At 69.8% G+C, this 16,235-nt stretch carries 12 protein-coding genes; 2 read left to right on the plus strand and 10 right to left on the minus strand.

Going from position 1 to position 16,235, the window contains the following annotated elements; genetic code table 11:
- Nucleotides 1-9 precede the first annotated feature (9 nt).
- From C3486_RS13520 to C3486_RS13565, 10 genes are all read right to left on the minus strand, one after another.
- Nucleotides 10-993, minus strand: a complete 984-nt coding sequence (locus C3486_RS13520) for an ABC transporter permease (protein ID WP_103832904.1) — start codon at nt 991-993, stop codon at nt 10-12.
- On the minus strand, nt 986-1,909 hold the full coding sequence (locus C3486_RS13525; RefSeq protein ID WP_103832905.1) for an ABC transporter permease: 924 nt from the start codon (nt 1,907-1,909) through the stop codon (nt 986-988). The genes C3486_RS13520 and C3486_RS13525 overlap by 8 nt, the downstream gene beginning before the upstream one ends.
- Nucleotides 1,910-1,913: 4 nt before the next feature.
- Nucleotides 1,914-3,542 carry an ABC transporter substrate-binding protein gene (locus C3486_RS13530; protein WP_103832906.1) on the minus strand — a complete coding sequence of 543 codons (1,629 nt, stop codon included), beginning with the start codon at nt 3,540-3,542 and terminating at the stop codon, nt 1,914-1,916.
- A gap of 213 nt (nt 3,543-3,755) precedes the next feature.
- Nucleotides 3,756-4,811: an ABC transporter ATP-binding protein gene (locus C3486_RS13535; RefSeq protein WP_103832907.1), complete on the minus strand. Its 1,056-nt coding sequence runs from the start codon at nt 4,809-4,811 to the stop codon at nt 3,756-3,758.
- A complete protein-coding gene (locus C3486_RS13540) occupies nt 4,804-5,841 on the minus strand; it encodes an ABC transporter ATP-binding protein (protein WP_103832908.1) in 1,038 nt (345 codons plus the stop codon). Before C3486_RS13540 ends, C3486_RS13535 begins: the two co-directional genes overlap by 8 nt.
- An 11-nt stretch (nt 5,842-5,852) precedes the next feature.
- Nucleotides 5,853-6,779 carry an ABC transporter permease gene (locus C3486_RS13545; protein ID WP_103832909.1) on the minus strand — a complete coding sequence of 309 codons (927 nt, stop codon included), beginning with the start codon at nt 6,777-6,779 and terminating at the stop codon, nt 5,853-5,855.
- Nucleotides 6,772-7,695: an ABC transporter permease gene (locus C3486_RS13550; RefSeq protein ID WP_103832910.1), complete on the minus strand. Its 924-nt coding sequence runs from the start codon at nt 7,693-7,695 to the stop codon at nt 6,772-6,774. Before C3486_RS13550 ends, C3486_RS13545 begins: the two co-directional genes overlap by 8 nt.
- A gap of 140 nt (nt 7,696-7,835) precedes the next feature.
- Nucleotides 7,836-9,464 (minus strand): ABC transporter substrate-binding protein, encoded by a 1,629-nt coding sequence (locus C3486_RS13555; protein WP_103832911.1) that lies wholly within the window; start codon nt 9,462-9,464, stop codon nt 7,836-7,838.
- A 480-nt stretch (nt 9,465-9,944) separates the two neighbouring features.
- The gene (gene typA, locus C3486_RS13560) at nt 9,945-11,852 is read right to left on the minus strand and encodes a translational GTPase TypA (protein ID WP_103832912.1); all 1,908 of its coding nucleotides are present in this window, start codon (nt 11,850-11,852) and stop codon (nt 9,945-9,947) included.
- A gap of 149 nt (nt 11,853-12,001) precedes the next feature.
- Complete coding sequence (locus tag C3486_RS13565) at nt 12,002-14,668, minus strand: ABC transporter substrate-binding protein (RefSeq protein WP_103832913.1); 2,667 nt, start codon at nt 14,666-14,668, stop codon at nt 12,002-12,004.
- 306 nt (nt 14,669-14,974) lie between these two features.
- On the opposite strand from C3486_RS13565, the gene C3486_RS13570 reads away from it, so the two are divergent.
- Together C3486_RS13570 and C3486_RS13575 are read left to right on the plus strand one after the other, a co-directional pair.
- Entirely contained in the window at nt 14,975-15,286 is a 312-nt protein-coding gene (locus C3486_RS13570) for a hypothetical protein (RefSeq protein WP_103832914.1), read from the plus strand.
- A gap of 103 nt (nt 15,287-15,389) precedes the next feature.
- Nucleotides 15,390-16,217 carry a hypothetical protein gene (locus C3486_RS13575; RefSeq protein WP_103832915.1) on the plus strand — a complete coding sequence of 276 codons (828 nt, stop codon included), beginning with the start codon at nt 15,390-15,392 and terminating at the stop codon, nt 16,215-16,217.
- The last annotated feature ends 18 nt before the right edge of the window (nt 16,218-16,235 follow it).

A 16,235-nucleotide genomic window follows, 5' to 3' on the forward strand; every position in this document is an offset into this window, starting at 1 on the left:
TCCGTCTCCTCAGCGCAGCTTGGGGTCGAGGGCGTCGCGCACCGCGTCGCCGAGCATGATGAACGCCAGCACCGTGATCGACAGGGCACCGGCCGGATACAGCAGCATGTGGGGCGCGTTGCGGATGTAGGTGGAGGCGGTGGAGATGTCGATGCCCCAGGAGACGTTGGGCGGCTTCAGCCCGGCGCCGAGGTAGGACAGCGTCGCCTCCAGGGAGATGTAGGTGCCCAGCGCGATGGTGGCGACGACGATGACGGGCGCCACGGCGTTCGGCGCGATGTGCCGCAGCAGCATCCGGCCGTTGGAGGCGCCGAGCGCCCGCGCGGCCTGCACGTAGTCGTTCTGCTTGGCGGTGACGACGGAGCCGCGGGCGATCCGGGCGATCTGCGGCCAGCCCAGCAGCACGATGAAGCCGACCACCGGCCAGACCGTCTTGCTGGTGACGACCGAGAGGAAGACCAGGCCGCCGAGGAGCACCGGGATGCCGAAGAAGATGTCGGCGACGCGCGAGAGCAGCGCGTCCCACCAGCCGCCGAAGAAGCCGGCGAGCCCGCCGAGCAGGCTGCCGAGGAGCGCGGCGCCCGCGGTGGCGCAGACGCCGACGGTGATGGAGGCGCGCGCCCCGTAGACGGTACGCGCGTACACGTCCCGGCCCTGCGTGTCGAAGCCGAAGGGGTGGCCGGGTGCCGGGCCGTCCTGCGCCTTGGAGAGGTCCGCGCGGTACGGGTTCCCGTCGGTGATCAGCTGCGGCCAGATGGCGATGACGATGAGGAACAGGATGATCAGCGCGGAGATCAGGAAGACGGGATTGCGGCGCAGGTCGCGCCAGGCGTCGCCCCACAGGCTGCGGGGTCTGCCGTTCGGCCGGCCGCCGCCCCGGCCGTCGCGGCCGTTGCGGCCGCCCTCCAGGCTCTCGGCCTCGGCCATCGCCAGGGCGGTGGTGCCCCCGTCCCCGTGCGTGACCGCCTCTTTGGGCACGTAAGCGTCAGGCATAGCGGATCCTCGGGTCGAGTACGGCGTACAGCAGGTCGACGACGAGGTTGGCGAAGAGGAAGACCAGCACGAGGACGGTGACGAAGCCGACGACGGTGGGCGAGTTCTGCCGCAGGATGCCCTGGTAGAGCTGGAAGCCGACGCCGTGGATGTTGAAGATCCGCTCGGTGACGATGGCGCCGCCCATCAGCTGGCCGATGTCGGTGCCGATGAAGGTGATCACCGGGATGAGAGAGTTGCGCAGCAGGTGGCGGGTGACGACCCGGCGCCGCGGCAGGCCCTTGGCCACCGCCGTGCGCACATAGTCCGCGCGGGCGTTCTCGGCGAGCGAGGTGCGGGTCAGCCGGGTGACGTACGCGAGCGAGACCAGCGCCAGCACCACGCCGGGCAGCAGCAGCTCGTTCAGGTACGCGTCGGTGGAGACGGTCGGCTTCACCCATCCCCACTTCACGCCGAGCAGGAACTGCAGCACGTACCCGCTGACGAACGTCGGAATGGACACCACGACCAGCGTGAAGACGAGCACGGAGGTGTCCAGCGCGCGCCCGCGCCGCAGCCCGCTCAGCACCCCCAGCGTGATCCCGACGACGACCTCGATGACGATGGCGACCAGGGTCAGCCGCAGGGTGACCGGGAAGGCGGTGCCCATCAGCTCGGTGACCGGCTGCCCGTTGAAGGCGGTGCCGAAGTCGCCGCGGAAGATCTGGCCCATGTAGTGCACGTACTGCTCCCACAGCGGCCGGTCGAGCAGCAGCTCCTGCCGGATGCGCGCGGCGGTGGCGGGGTCGGGGGCGCGGTCGCCGAACATCGCGGCGACCGGGTCCCCCAGCGCGTACACCATGAAGAAGATCAGGAACGTGCTGCCGATGAACACCGGGATCATCTGGAGCAGCCGCCGGATGACATAGCGTCCCATGGGGTCAGCTGCCGACCTTGATCTGCTCGTAGACGGGCACGCTGAACTGGTTGAGCCGCACGTTGCTCAGCCGGTCCGTGTAGCCGCCGCTGCCGTTCTGGTACCAGAGCGGGATCACCGGCATGTCCTTGGCCAGCACCTTCTGCGCGTCCTGGAACTTCTTCACCGCGCCCTGCCGGTCGGGCTCGGCGTTCGCCTCGTCGACCAGCTTGTCGAACTGCTTGTTGCTGTACTTGCCGTCGTTGGAGGAGGCGTCGGTGTAGTACATGGGCTGCAGGAAGTTCTGGATCAGCGGATAGTCCATCTGCCAGCCGGCCCGGAACGGCCCCTTCATCTTCTTGGCCGAGATCTGGTTTCGGTAGTCCGCGAACGTCCCCACCGGATTGCCCACGCACGCCTTGTCGTCCTTGAGCACCTTGTTGACGCTGTTGCAGAGCGCGTCGACCCAGTCCTTGTGCGAGCCGGTGTCGGCGTTGTACGTGACGGTGACCCGGCCGCCGGGCAGCCCGCCACCCTCCTTGATGAGCTTCCTGGCCCCCGCCGGGTCGTACTCGCAGGCCGAGCCGCACAGCCCGGGCTTGTAGCCGCCACTGGCCTTGAGGACCGGCGAGGTCCAGTCGGTGGCCGGGGTGCGGGTGTTCTGGAAGATCTGCTTGGTGATCGTCTTGCGGTCGATGGCCATGGACAGCCCGCGCCGCACCTTCGCCATCTTCTCCGACCCCCACTTCGGGTCGTACATGGGGAAGGTCAGCGTCTGGATGATGCCGGCGGGCTGGTTGATGTACCGATCGCCGAGATCCGCCTTCGCGTTCTTCAACTGCGCGGCGGGAATGTCGTCGGTCAGGTCCAGGTTTCCGGCCTGCAGATCGGTGTAGGCGGTGTTGTTGTCGGTGTACACCCGCAGGTCGACACCGCCGTTCTGCGCCTTGTCCGGCCCCTTGTACCCGCTCCACTTCCGCAGCTTCATCGCCGAGCCCTTGTCGTACGACTCGATCTTGTACGGACCGTTCCCGACCGGCTTCTTCAGCCAGTCCTCATGATTCTTGAAGAACGCCTGCGGCAGCGGCGCGAAGGCGGGGTACCCCAGCGTCTGCGGCCAGGTGGAGAACTTCTGGTCCAGCTTGACGGTGAAGGTGGTGTCATTCTTGACCTTCAGCCCGGACAGCGTCTTGGCACTGGCCTTCCCGCTCTCGGGGTGGACCTTGTCGTACCCGTCGATGTACCCGAAGAAGTAGGCGTTCTTCTGGCCATTGCCGATATTGGCGCCGTAATTCCAGGCATCCACGAACGACTTCGCCGTGACCGGCTCCCCGTTGCTGAACTTCCACCCCTTCTTGATCGTGACCGTGTAGTTCTGCTGGTCCTTGGTCTCGATCTTCTGGGCGATCATGTCCTTCGCCTCGCCCGTCTTCGGGTCGTACCGCTTGAGCCCCCGGAAGATCATGTCGAGGACCTTGCCGCCCTGCACCTCATTGGTGTTCGCAGGCTCCAGCGGATTCTGCGGGTCGCCCCACGACGAACTGAGCACCCCCTTCTCATCACCGCCGCCGCCCCCGCCGCCACCACACGCCGTCGCCACGAGAGCGACCGCCACCGTTCCCACCGCCCACTTCGCACGGGTGGCTCCACGCATCCGGTGCCTCCTCCGACCAATAGGTACGTAGGCCACATAAGAAAACAAAGGAGGCACCGCTGCATCCCGGTCACCGCCGTACGGGGCTCCCGCGGCCCGGAAACCGCCCGAATGCGGGAGTCCGGCCGGGTGCGGGGCGGGCGGCGGGAGGAGCGGGAACGGCGAAGGCGCCCGGAGCCGGGGCTCCGGGCGCCTTCGTGGGACGGATGTGGGTCAGGCCGCGCCGACCACGTCCTTCTCCTCGGCGAAGTGGCAGGCCGAGGGGTGGGACGCGGGGGAGTCCGTGGCGGTGAAGCGTTCCGGGACCGCGAGCAGCGGGGCCTCCTCGGCGCACTTGTCCTGGGCCTTCCAGCAGCGGGTGCGGAAGCGGCAGCCCGAGGGCGGGTTGGCCGGGGACGGGACGTCGCCGGTGAGGATGATGCGCTCGCGGCCCTCCCGCGCGTCCGGGTCGGGGACCGGGACGGCGGAGAGCAGCGCCTGGGTGTACGGGTGGGTGGGGTGCTCGTAGATCTGCTCGTCGGTGCCGATCTCGGCCATCTGTCCGAGGTACATCACGCCGACGCGGTCGGAGATGTGCCGGACGATGGAGAGGTCGTGCGCGATGAAGAGGTACGAGAGGTCGTACTGGTCCTGCAGACGCTCCATCAGGTTGACGACCTGGGCCTGGACCGAGACGTCCAGCGCGGAGACCGGCTCGTCGCAGATGATGATCTCGGGGTTGAGCGCCAGGCCGCGGGCGATGCCGATGCGCTGGCGCTGGCCGCCGGAGAACTGGTGCGGGTAGCGGTTGACGTACTCGGGGTTCAGCCCGACCACGTCCAGCAGTTCCTGGACCTTCCGCCGCCGGTCGCCCTTCGGGGCCACCTCGGGGTGGATGTCGAAGGGCTCGCCGATGATGTCGCCGACCGTCATCCGGGGGTTGAGCGAGGTGTACGGGTCCTGGAACACCATCTGGATGTTGCGGCGGACGGCCTTCAGGGCGCGGCCCGTCAGCTTGGTGATGTCCTCGCCCTTGTAGAAGACCTCGCCGGCGGTCGCCCGCTCCAGGTTCATCAGCAGCTTGGCGACGGTGGACTTGCCGCAGCCGGACTCGCCGACGATGCCCAGGGTCTCGCCCCGGTACAGGTCGAAGGAGACCCCGTCGACCGCCTTGACCGCGCCGACCTGCTTCTTGAACAGCACGCCCTGGGTGAGGGGGAAGTGCTTGACCAGATTGCGGACCTGGAGGATCGGCTCGCGGTCCGTGCTCTTGGTGCCGGTCTCAGCCATGGAGCGTCTCCTTCCAGAAGTGGCACGCGCTGCCGCGGCCCTCGGCGACCGCGGCCAGGGCCGGGACCTCCGTACGGCAGACGTCCTGGGCCTTGGGGCAGCGCGGGTGGAAGGCGCAGCCGGCGGGGGCGTTGAGCAGGTTGGGCGGCAGGCCCTTGATCGCGTACAGCTCCTGGCCCTTCTGGTCCAGGCGCGGGATGGAGTCCAGCAGGCCGCGGGTGTACGGGTGCGCGGGGCTCTTGTACAGCTCGCGCACGGGCGCGTCCTCGACGATGCGGCCCGCGTACATCACCGCGATCTTGTCGGCGACGTCCGCGACGACGCCCAGGTCGTGCGTGATGAGGATCAGGCCCATGTGGTACTCGCGCTGCAGCTCCGCGAGCAGGTCCATGACCTGGGCCTGGACGGTCACGTCGAGGGCCGTGGTGGGCTCGTCGGCGATGATCAGGTCCGGCTCCAGGGCCAGCGCCATGGCGATCATGATGCGCTGGCGCATGCCGCCGGAGAACTGGTGGGGGTAGTCCCCGACGCGGTTCCTCGCCGCCGGGATCTTCACCTTGTCCATCAGCTCGATGGCCTTGGCCTTGGCGTCCTTCTTGGACAGGCCCTGGTGGACGCGGAACATCTCGCCGAGCTGGTAGCCCACGGAGAGCACCGGGTTCAGCGAGGACAGCGCGTCCTGGAAGATCATGGCGATCTTGGCGCCGCGGATCTTGCGGCGCTGCTCGCCGGACATGGTCAGCATGTCCTCGCCGCGGAAGAGGATCTCGCCCTGCGGGATCTTCGCCGGCGGCATGTCGAGGATGCCCATGATCGCCTGCGCGGTGACGGACTTGCCGGAGCCGGACTCGCCCAGCACGGCCAGGGTCTCGCCGGCGCTGACGCTGTAGTTCACGCCGTTGACGGCCTTCACGACGCCGTCCCGGGTGTGGAACTCGACGTGCAGGTCACGGACCTGGAGCAGCGGCGAACCGGCCGCTTCCGGCGTCCGCGGCTCGGGAACGGCCGCGGTCTTCTCGGTGGTGGTCACGTACGCCTCCCTCAGCGCAGCTTGGGGTCGAGGGCGTCGCGCACCGCGTCGCCGAGCATGATGAACGCCAGCACCGTAAGGGACAGCGCGCCCGCCGGGTACAGCAGGGTGTGCGGGGCGTTGCGGATCTGGGTGGCGGCCTGGGAGATGTCGATGCCCCAGGAGACCGTCGGCGGCTTCAGGCCGACGCCGAGGAACGACAGGGTGGCCTCGAGCGAGATGTACGTACCGAGCGCGATGGTCGCCACGACGATGACGGGCGCGAGCGCGTTCGGGGCGATGTGCCGGAGCAGCATGCGCGGGGTGGACGCACCGAGCGCGCGGGCCGCCTGCACGTAGTCCTGCTGCTTGGCGGTGATCACCGCGCCGCGTGCGATACGGGCGATCTGGGGCCAGCCGAGCACCGCCATCAGCAGCACGACGGTGAAGATCGAGCCGCCCTTGACGACGGACAGGAAGACGATGCCGCCGAGCAGGATCGGGATGCCGAAGAAGATGTCGCCGATCCGGGAGAGCAGCGCGTCCCACCAGCCGCCGAAGAAGCCGGCCAGCCCGCCCATGACACAGCCGATGACGGCGGCGAGCAGGGTGGTGCAGATGCCGACGGTGACGGAGGCGCGGGCGCCGTAGACGGTACGCGCGTAGACGTCGCAGCCCTGCTTGTCGAAGCCGAAGGGGTGACCGGGGGCCGCGCCCTGCGCCGACTTGGAGACGTCGCAGGCGTACGGGCTGGTGCTCGTCATGATGCTCGGCCAGATCGAGACGACGACCAGGAAGAGGATCAGTACGGCGGAGATGTAGAAGATCGGGTTGCGGCGCAGGTCCCGCCAGGCGTCGCCCCAGAGGGAGCGGGCCTTGTCCTGCTGCTCGCCCCGCACGACCTCGGAGGCCGCTACGGCCGCCTCGGTATGGGCGCTGGGGTTCATCACTTCAGGCATACCGGATCCTCGGGTCCAGGACCGCGTAGAGCAGGTCGACGAGCAGGTTGGCGGCGAGGAAGACGACCACGAGCACGGTGACGAAGCCGACGACCGTCGGCGCGTTCTGCCGCAGGATGCCCTGGTAGAGCTGGTAGCCGACGCCCTGGAGGTTGAAGATCCGCTCGGTGACGATGGCGCCGGCCATCAGGCCGCCGATGTCGGTGCCGAGGAAGGTGACGACCGGGATGAGGGAGTTGCGCAGCAGGTGCACGCCGACCACCCGGCGGCGGGGCAGGCCCTTGGCCGTGGCGGTGCGGATGTAGTCGGAGCGGATGTTCTCCGCGATGGAGGTGCGGGTCAGCCGGGCCACGTAGGCCAGCGAGACGCCGGCCAGGACGATGCCGGGCAGGACCAGCTCGGAGAACTTGACCTCGGCGGAGACCGAGGGCGAGGCGAGGCCCCACTTCACGCCGACGAAGTACTGCAGCAGGTAGCCGGTGACGAACGTCGGGATCGAGATGACGATCAGGGTGAGGACCAGCACGCCGGTGTCGATCAGACGGCCGCGGCGCATGCCGGCGACGACGCCGAGCCCGACGCCCACGACCAGCTCGATGACGAAGGCGACCAGGGTGAGCTGGATGGTGTTCGGGAACGCGTCCCCCATCAGCTCGATGACCGGCCGCCCGTTGAAGGCGGTGCCGAAGTCACCCTGGAAGATGCCCGCCATGTACTGCAGGTACTGGCTCCACAGCGGGTCGTTCAGGTGCAGGGACTCCCGGATCTGGGCGGCGGTGGCCGGGTCGGGGGTCCGGTCTCCGAACATGGCCGCGACGGGGTCGCCGAGCGCGTAGACCATGACGAAGATCAGGAAAGTGGTGCCGACGAAGACAGGCACCATCTGGAGCAGTCGTCGCACGACGTAGCGCCCCATGTGTCCTCCAGAAATGCGCCGACGCGGGCGCAGCCGGCCGCCCGCGGTCCTCCGTGGAAGGACCGCGGGCCCCGGCTGCCCCCTGCCGCCGTGAGCGGTTGGATTGCTGGGCCCCGCTCAGGGGCTCATGCGTCGGACGGTCAGCCCTTGACCTTGATGTCGGAGAAGACCGGCACGCTGAAGGGGTCGAGGGTCACGTCGGAGACGTTCTGGGACCAGCCGGCGACGCCGTTCTGGTACCAGAGCGGGATGGCGACCATGTCGTCCAGGACCAGCTTCTCGGCGTCCTGGTAGGTCTTGGTGGCCTTCTTGATGTCGGGCTCGGCCGCGGCCTTCTTCAGCAGGCCGTCGAACTCCTTGCTGCTCCAGTGCGTGTCGTTGGAGGAGGCACCGGTGGCGTACAGCGGGGTCAGGAAGTTCTCGATCTGCGGGTAGTCCATCTGCCAGCCGGCGCGGAAGCCGCTGGTCATCTCGCCCTTGGTGATCTGGGTGCGGAAGTCCGCGAAGGTGCCCACGGGGTTGCCGACGCACGCCTTGTCGTCGCCCAGCACCTTGTTGACGCTGTTGCAGACCGCGTCCACCCACTCCTTGTGGGAGTCCTTGTCCGCGTTGTAGCTGATGGTCATCTTCCCGCCGGGGAGGCCGCCGCCCTCCTTGATGAGCTTCTTGGCCTCGGTCGGGTTGTAGGTGCAGGCGTCGCCGCAGATGTCCTTGGAGTAGCCGTTGGCGTCACCGAGCACCGGGGAGGTGAGGTCGGTCGCCGGCGTGCGGGTGCCGTGGTAGATCTTCTCGGTGATCGTCTTGCGGTCGATCGCCATGGAGATGCCCTTGCGGACCTTCTCCATCCCCTTCTTGCTCCACGCGCCCTTGTCCAGCGGGAAGCTGACGGTCTGGATGATGCCGGCCGGCTGCGAGACGTAGTTGCCCTGCAGGTCGGTCTTGGCGTTCTTGATCTGCTCGGCGGGCAGGCTGTCCAGCACGTCGAGGTTGCCGGCCTGCAGGTCGGAGTACGCGGTGTTGGAGTCCGTGTAGACCTTCAGCAGGACGCCCTTGTTCTTCGGCTTCGAGGTGCCCTTGTACTCCGGGTTCGGCACGAGCTTCATCTGCGAGCCCTTGGAGTACGACTCGACCTTGTACGGGCCGTTGCCGATGGGCTTGTCGAGGTAGCCCTTGTGGTCGGTGAAGAACTTCTTCGGCAGCGGCGCGAACGCCTTGTAGCCCAGGCGCGTCGGCCAGGTCGACATCTTCTGGGTCAGCTTGACCGTGAAGGTGTGGTCGTCGACGACCTTCAGGCCGGAGAGGGTCTTGGCGGTCGGCTCGCCCTTGGCCGGCGCGACCTTGTCGTAGCCCTCGATGTCGGAGAAGAAGTAGCTGTTCTTCTGCTGGTTGGTGGCCAGCGCGCCGTAGTTCCAGGCGTCGACGAAGGACTGGGCGGTGACCGGCGAACCGTCGGAGAACTTCAGGCCCTTCTTCACCTTGATGGTGAAGGTCTGCTGATCCTTGGTGTCGATGGACTGCGCGGCCTCGTTCTTGGCCTCGCCGGTCTTCGGGTCGTAGCTCTTCAGGTTGCTGAAGATCATGTCGAGGACCTTGCCGCCCTGCACCTCAGTGGTGTTGGCCGGCTCCAGCGGGTTCTGCGGGTCGCCCCAGGCGGCGCGTACGACGCCGGCCTCGGATCCCGCACTGTCGCCGCTCCCCCCGCACGCCGTCGCACCGAGGGCGATGGCTATGGCTCCTGCGACCCAAGTGGCGCTTCTGGCACCGCGCATGGGACTGCCTCCTCATGAGTCCATTCTTGACATGGAAAGGAGCCGGTCATCCGCTGACACCCCTGACAGCGCACGACCAGCCCCCGATGCTCGTGAGTCGGCGCCTTTCACAGCGCGTGACCCATTGACCCGAGCTCAATAGCCCCCATCCTCAGTCACGTTCGCCCCATAAGCCACGAGTTACTGGTTACTTTTTGGTCACATCGCGGAGAGCCCCGTTCGGAATCCGGACAAACCAATCCATCCAGACGGGCAGGAATCGGACTCCCCGCCGGGCGGCGGTCGCCTTCCGTCCATCTGCCGGACGCCCGGCGGGGGTGGGGCACGACTCGCGGCGTCTTGACGGTGTGCGTGACATACGGTAAGCGCGCCGTCGCAGAGGCGGAGGCATACGGAAGCGCCCCGCCGGACGGGAAGTCCGGCGGGGCGCCTGGGTCGCTCCGCTGTCACCCGGGGCCCTCAACCGGGGCCCCGCGGGCGTCAGTTGTGCTTGGCGCGCGAGGCGGCGCGGGCGCGCTCGCGGGCGTCCAGGTTCACCTTGCGGATGCGGACCGCCTCCGGGGTCACCTCGACGCACTCGTCGTCGCGGCAGAACTCCAGCGACTGCTCCAGGGAGAGCTTGCGCGGCGGGACGATCGACTCGGCGACATCGGCCGTCGAGGACCGCATGTTCGTGAGCTTCTTCTCCTTGGTGATGTTGACGTCCATGTCGTCGGAGCGGCTGTTCTCGCCGACGATCATGCCCTCGTACACCTCGGTGCCCGGCTCCACGAAGAGCACGCCGCGCTCCTGGAGGTTGGTCATCGCGAACGCGGTGACCGCGCCGGCGCGGTCGGCGACCAGCGAACCGTTGTTACGGGTCTGCAGGGTGCCGAACCACGGCTCGTGGCCCTCGTGGATGGAGTGCGCGATGCCCGTACCGCGGGTGTTGGTCAGGAACTCCGTACGGAAGCCGATCAGGCCGCGGGACGGCACGACGAACTCCATGCGGACCCAGCCGGAGCCGTGGTTGGACATGTTGTCCATCCGGCCCTTGCGGGTGCCCATGAGCTGCGTGACCGCGCCCATGTGCTCCTCGGGCACGTCGATGGTCATGCGCTCGACCGGCTCGTAGACCTTGCCGTCGACCTCCTTGGTGACCACCTGCGGCTTGCCGATGGTCATCTCGAAGCCCTCGCGGCGCATCTGCTCGACCAGGATGGCCAGCGCCAGCTCACCGCGGCCCTGCACCTCCCAGGCGTCGGGGCGCTCGGTGTCCAGCACGCGCAGCGAGACGTTACCGATCAGCTCGCGGTCCAGCCGGTCCTTGACCTGGCGCGCGGTGACCTTGCGGTCCTTGACCGCGGTCTTGGCGTCCGCGCCCTTGCCGGTGCCGCCGCGGCCGACCAGCGGCGAGGTGTTCGTGCCGATGGTCATCGAGATCGCGGGCTCGTCGACCGTGATCAGCGGCAGCGCGACCGGGTTCTCCGGGTCGGCCAGCGTCTCGCCGATCATGATGTCGGGGATGCCGGCGACCGCGCAGATGTCGCCCGGGCCCGCCTTCTCGGCCGGCTTGCGGGTGAGCGCCTCGGTCATCAGCAGCTCGGTGATGCGGACGTTCTGGATCGTGCCGTCGCGCTTGATCCAGGCGACGGTCTGGCCCTTCTTCAGCTCGCCCTGCTCGACGCGGAGCAGCGCGATACGGCCGAGGAAGTTGTCCGCGTCGAGGTTGGTGACGTGCGCCTGGAGCGGGGCCTCGGCGTCGTACTCGGGGGCCGGGGCGGTCTCCAGCAGCGTGGTGAAGAACGGCTCGAGGTTGTCGCTGTCGGCCGGGACGGTGCCGTCCTCCGGCTTGGTCAGCGAGGCGACGCCGTCACGGGCGCAGGCGTAGACGATCGGGAACTCGATCTGGTCCTCGTCCGCGTCCAGGTCGAGGAAGAGGTCGTAGGTCTCGTCGACGACCTCGGCGATCCGCGAGTCGGGCCGGTCGGTCTTGTTGATGCAGAGGATGACCGGCATCTTCGCGGCCAGCGCCTTGCGCAGCACGAAGCGGGTCTGCGGCAGCGGCCCCTCGGAGGCGTCGACCAGCAGCACGACCGCGTCGACCATCGACAGGCCGCGCTCGACCTCACCGCCGAAGTCGGCGTGGCCGGGGGTGTCGATGATGTTGATCGTGATCGGGTCCCCGCCGTCCTTGGGGTGATACTTCACCGCCGTGTTCTTGGCGAGGATCGTGATGCCCTTCTCACGCTCCAGGTCATTGGAGTCCATCATGCGCTCGTCGAGGTTCTCGGCGGCGTGCGCGGCGAAGGCTCCGGCCTGCTTGAGCATGGCGTCGACAAGGGTGGTCTTGCCGTGGTCGACGTGGGCGACGATGGCGACGTTACGGATGTCGTGGCGCGTGGGCACTTGCGGCGCTTCTCCCGGAATTGTGGTTGACGGCGCGTACGGTCCGGCACGCGCGCCCGCCGGGCATGCAGACGCCACGGCCTGATCCCCATGGTACGGGGCTGGCGCGGCATCGGCCGCCCCAGCCCGTTCGCACCCGCGCTGACCTGCTACTTCTTGTAACCGATGTCCTGATAACGGGGCGTCGCGAAGCCAAAAGCACCCACATTGGCGAGGTCGGCCCTGGTCGCCACGAGCTGTGGCTGGCGGTACAGCGGAATCGATCCGGCGGCCGCCCAGATCCGCTGGTCGGCCTGGGCGACCAGCTCGCGTGCCGCGTCCGGGTCCAGCTCGGCCGACGCCTGGTCGAAGAGCTGGTCGATCCGGTCGGTGCCGACCCGGGTGTAGTTCTGCTCGACGGTCAGCGAGCCGTCGGCGGCGGGCCGGGGCTTGGCGTAGATGGGCTTGGCGTCGGTGGCGGGGTAGGCGCTGCCGGGCCAGGAGTAGAGCGCCAGGTCGTAGTCGCCGGACGCGATGTGGTCCTCGAAGTAGCTCTTGTCGGACACCTTCTGGACGGTCGTCCGTACGCCGATCTTCGCCAGCATGCCCGAGATCCGGTCGGCGACCGTACGCAGCTGAGCGGTGCCGGGGCCGTCGGGGAGGACGAAGCGCAGCATGAGCGGGCGGCCGTTCTTCTTCACGAAGACGGCGCTCGGGCCGGCCGCCGCGTCGCCGTCGCGCCCGGGCGCGTGCCGGCCGTGCTCGGCGGCCTTGCCGTCCTTGTCACCGGCGCCCCTGCCGTCGTCCTCGCCGGGGGCGGCCATCCCGGCCCGGACGGCCCGGTCGTCGGCGGGCGCCGCAGCGGCCCGTGCCGCCTGGGCCCGCTCCCGGTCGGCATGGTCAGCGGCGGCCGCGAGGCGGTTCCGCTCGGCGGCGGCCGCTGCCTCGCGGGCCTGGGCCGCGCTGAGCGGGCCGGCCGGGCCGGTGCCAGCGACGTCCCGTCCGGCGCCCGGCTTGGTGTCGTCCCAGCCGGCGGCGAGCGCGGTGGTCTGCCGCTGAGCGGCTTCCGTGAGGACGTCGGCCTCGTCCCAGGCGTCCGCTGCCCGGCCGCTCGCCCGCTCGTACGCGGCGTACGCGGCCGACCGGGTGTCGCCGAGCGCGCGGTGCCGCGCCGAGCGGGCCGCCGCGTCGTACAGCGCCGCGCTCTGCCGCAGCAGGGCGGCGCGCTGGACGCCCGCCGAACCGGCGCCGGTCAGCGCGGAGAGGGTCACGGGGCGGCCGCCCGCGGCCCGGTGGTCGGCGCCGGGGCGGGCGGGCCCGCCGTGCGGCTGCCCGGCGGGCGCCCGGCCGTCCTCGTGCGCCCGGCCCTGCCCGTTCTCGTCGTCGGTGCCGCCGGCGTCCGCGTCGGTGCGGCCCCGGTCCTCCTTGTGCTCGCCGGGCTGCGCGTCGGTCTTCTGCTCGGCGCCGCCCTGCGGCATCCGCCAGCCCGCGTCGGCCAGCAGGGCCTGCGCGGCCTCGGTGTCCTGGCCGCCCAGCGCGCCGCTGTTGTCGCGGTAACCGGGCTGCCCGGCCAGCAGCAGATGGCTGCCGACCGGCGCAGCGGGCAGCCGGAGCGGGCCCAGCACCTCCTTGGCCAGCGCGGTGCGGTCGATGGCGCGGGCCACGGCGCGGCGGACCCGTTCGTCGGTGAGCGGGCCGGTGCTGCCGTTGAGGGCGAGCTGGGTGAAGGAGGGCGAGAGGGCGCGGTGGACGGTGTAGTCGCGCAGGTGTGCCTGGCGCGCGGCGGCGGCAGCGGCCTCGGCGCGGCGCTTCTTCTCGGCCGTGCGCTCGGCCTCCGTGCCGCGGGCCTGTGCCTGGTGGCGCAGCGCGTCGGCGGAGACGGCGCCGCGGGGCGCGTCGTCGCCGACGGCGGCCTGCTGGTTCTCGCCCCGCGCCGTGGTGATCTCCTTGGCCGTGCCGCGGTCGACGTCCGCGACGTCGATCCGGCCCTTGGCGAGCGCCGCGGCCCGCTTCGCCACGGGCAGTTCGGTGAGCACGATCTTCTTCAGCCGGGCCCGGCCGCCCCACCACTTGCTGTTCCGTACGAGGGTGAGGGTGTCCTTGCGGCCGGCCTTCGCCTGGACGCGGAAGGGCCCGGCGGACGGCGTGAGCTTCGTCCGCGCGCCGTCGTTGAACGCCGCCGGGCTGCCCATGACGCTCTTCGGGTACAGCGGCGTGAAGAGCGACTGCCAGTCGGCGTACGGCCGGGCGAAGACCACCTTCACCTGGCCCGGTTCCTTGCCCGCCGTGACCTTCTCGATCCGGTCGTAGCCGGCGTTGCGTGCCGTCCAGTACGCGGCGTTCTTGCCGCGCAGCGCCTTCCACTGGGCGGCGAAGTCGGCGGCGGAGATCCGCCGGCCGTCGCTCCAGCGCGCCTCGGGGTTCAGGGTGTACGTGACGACCTGCTTCGGCTCGCGCGCGGTGACCTCGGCGGCCTTCAGGTAGTCGGCGTTGCGCTGCGGCACGCCGTCGGCGTTCAGGGTGAACAGCGCCGGGAGGACGGCACCGGCGACGGTGTCCGTGCTCTCGCCGGCGTCCGCCTGGAAGGCGTTGAAGGTGCCCGGCAGCTCGTCGACGGCCCACCGGACCGTGCCCCCGTCGCGCAGCGTCGCCGCGGCGGCCGGCCCGATGTCCTGGCTGCCGGCCCCGGCGGCCGGCGCCTCGTCGTCCCCGCCGCACCCGGCCAGCAGGGGCAGCGGGAGCAGCGCGCCCGCCGTGAGGAGTGCGACCCGGCGGCGCCCGCGGGCCGCCGTCCGCCCACCGCCGGCGCTCCGCGGTCGTCCGACGTCGTCGGTCATCACTGTTACCTCCGGGCTCACCCGTGCGGCCGCCGCCGCTGATCACATTCGGCCGACTTTGCGGCTCATCACACCTATGGCCCGTCCACTGAAAGCGACCTCGTGGGGCCCGGGGCCGCGACACGACGGGCGCCCTTCCCAAGGCCACCCGGTCGGCCCAACGGAGCGCGGGCCGACCGGCGGCGCTCCCCTATGCGCCATCGTGACCCGCAAAACGGCCCGATCCCTTCCCAACCGCGACTGTGACGCGCGACACTCTCAGGCGCATGAGATTGCCGACCGCACCCTCGGAAGTGAGGGCTCGTCATGTCCTTGCACGATGATCTGACGGCTGTGCAGCGCAGCCTGGAGGACCTGGTCCGCTCGGTGGGACGCCTGGAGCAGCGGGTCGGCGGCGGGCTGGAGATCCGCCGGGTCCGCAGCGACACCGACCATCTGCGCGAGAGCCTGGAACTGCTGCGCGCACAAGCATCGGCCGACTCCCCCGACCGGCCTGCGCCGACCGCCGGACGCGCGGTCTCCGACATGGTGACCATCCCCGACGCCCCGTACGACGCCTCCCTGTGGACCGACGCCGAGGACGAGGGGCTGGGCGCACGCGACCGCCGGGCGCCGTAGGCACGTATCCCGTGCCCGGACCACTCCCCCACGCCGAGCCGCCCGTCACCCACCTCCACCCCCCAGAACTCGGCGCTCAGCGCCGGTCGCATCGGAGAAGACGTTGGCCACAGGTACCGAACCCTCATCCCGAGCCGGCGCGAGCGGGGTGCACAGCCCCGCTCGCGCCGCCGTTCCCGCGCGCCACCTGCGTACCGACCGCTGGTGGCTGTATCCGGCGAGCACGGCGGCCGGACTGCTCGCGTTCGTCGTGTACTCGACGTGGCGGGCGTTCTCGAACGCCGACTACTACCACGCGCCGTACGTCTCGCCGTTCTACTCGCCCTGCCTCGCGGAGAACTGCACGACCATGCGCGGCGGCCCCAACTGGGAGATCTTCGGCGGCTGGTGGGGCCTGTCCCCCGCACTGCTGATCCTGATCTTCCCGCTGGGCTTCCGGCTGACCTGCTACTACTACCGCAAGGCCTACTACCGCGGCTTCTGGGCCTCGCCCCCGGCGTGCGCGGTCGCCGAGCCGCACAAGAAGTACAGCGGCGAGACCCGGCTCCCGCTGATCCTGCAGAACGTCCACCGGTACTTCTTCTACGCGGCACTGCTGGTCGCCGGCGTCCTCACGTACGACACCGTGCTCGCCTTCCGCGACGCGACCTACGCCTGGGGCCACATGGGCCTCGGCTCCCTGATCTTCCTCGTCAACATCGCGCTGATCTGGGCGTACACCCTCTCCTGCCACTCCTGCCGGCACATCGTCGGCGGGCGCCTGAAGCACTTCTCCAAGCACCCGGTGCGGTACCGGATGTGGGGCTGGGTGAGCCGGCTGAACGCCCGGCACGCGGCGCTGGCCTGGGCCTCGCTGATCAGCGTGGCCGCCGCCGACTTCTACGTCTACCTGCTGTCCGTCGGCGCCTTCGACGACCCGCGGTTCTTCTAGACCTTCCAGGAAGGGTGC

The sequence above is a fragment of the Streptomyces sp. Ru73 genome (genome assembly GCF_002920575.1).
Lineage (GTDB): Bacteria > Actinomycetota > Actinomycetes > Streptomycetales > Streptomycetaceae > Streptomyces.

Bases quoted from the DNA above. Each gene is read 5' to 3' on its own strand.
- C3486_RS13520 (WP_103832904.1), bottom strand. From the start codon at position 993: ATGCCTGACGCTTACGTGCCCAAAGAGGCGGTCACGCACGGGGACGGG.
- C3486_RS13525 (WP_103832905.1), bottom strand. From the start codon at position 1,909: ATGGGACGCTATGTCATCCGGCGGCTGCTCCAGATGATCCCGGTGTTC.
- C3486_RS13530 (WP_103832906.1), bottom strand. From the start codon at position 3,542: ATGCGTGGAGCCACCCGTGCGAAGTGGGCGGTGGGAACGGTGGCGGTC.
- C3486_RS13535 (WP_103832907.1), bottom strand. From the start codon at position 4,811: ATGGCTGAGACCGGCACCAAGAGCACGGACCGCGAGCCGATCCTCCAG.
- C3486_RS13545 (WP_103832909.1), bottom strand. From the start codon at position 6,779: ATGCCTGAAGTGATGAACCCCAGCGCCCATACCGAGGCGGCCGTAGCG.
- C3486_RS13550 (WP_103832910.1), bottom strand. From the start codon at position 7,695: ATGGGGCGCTACGTCGTGCGACGACTGCTCCAGATGGTGCCTGTCTTC.
- C3486_RS13555 (WP_103832911.1), bottom strand. From the start codon at position 9,464: ATGCGCGGTGCCAGAAGCGCCACTTGGGTCGCAGGAGCCATAGCCATC.
- C3486_RS13565 (WP_103832913.1), bottom strand. From the start codon at position 14,668: ATGACCGACGACGTCGGACGACCGCGGAGCGCCGGCGGTGGGCGGACG.
- C3486_RS13570 (WP_103832914.1), top strand. From the start codon at position 14,975: ATGTCCTTGCACGATGATCTGACGGCTGTGCAGCGCAGCCTGGAGGAC.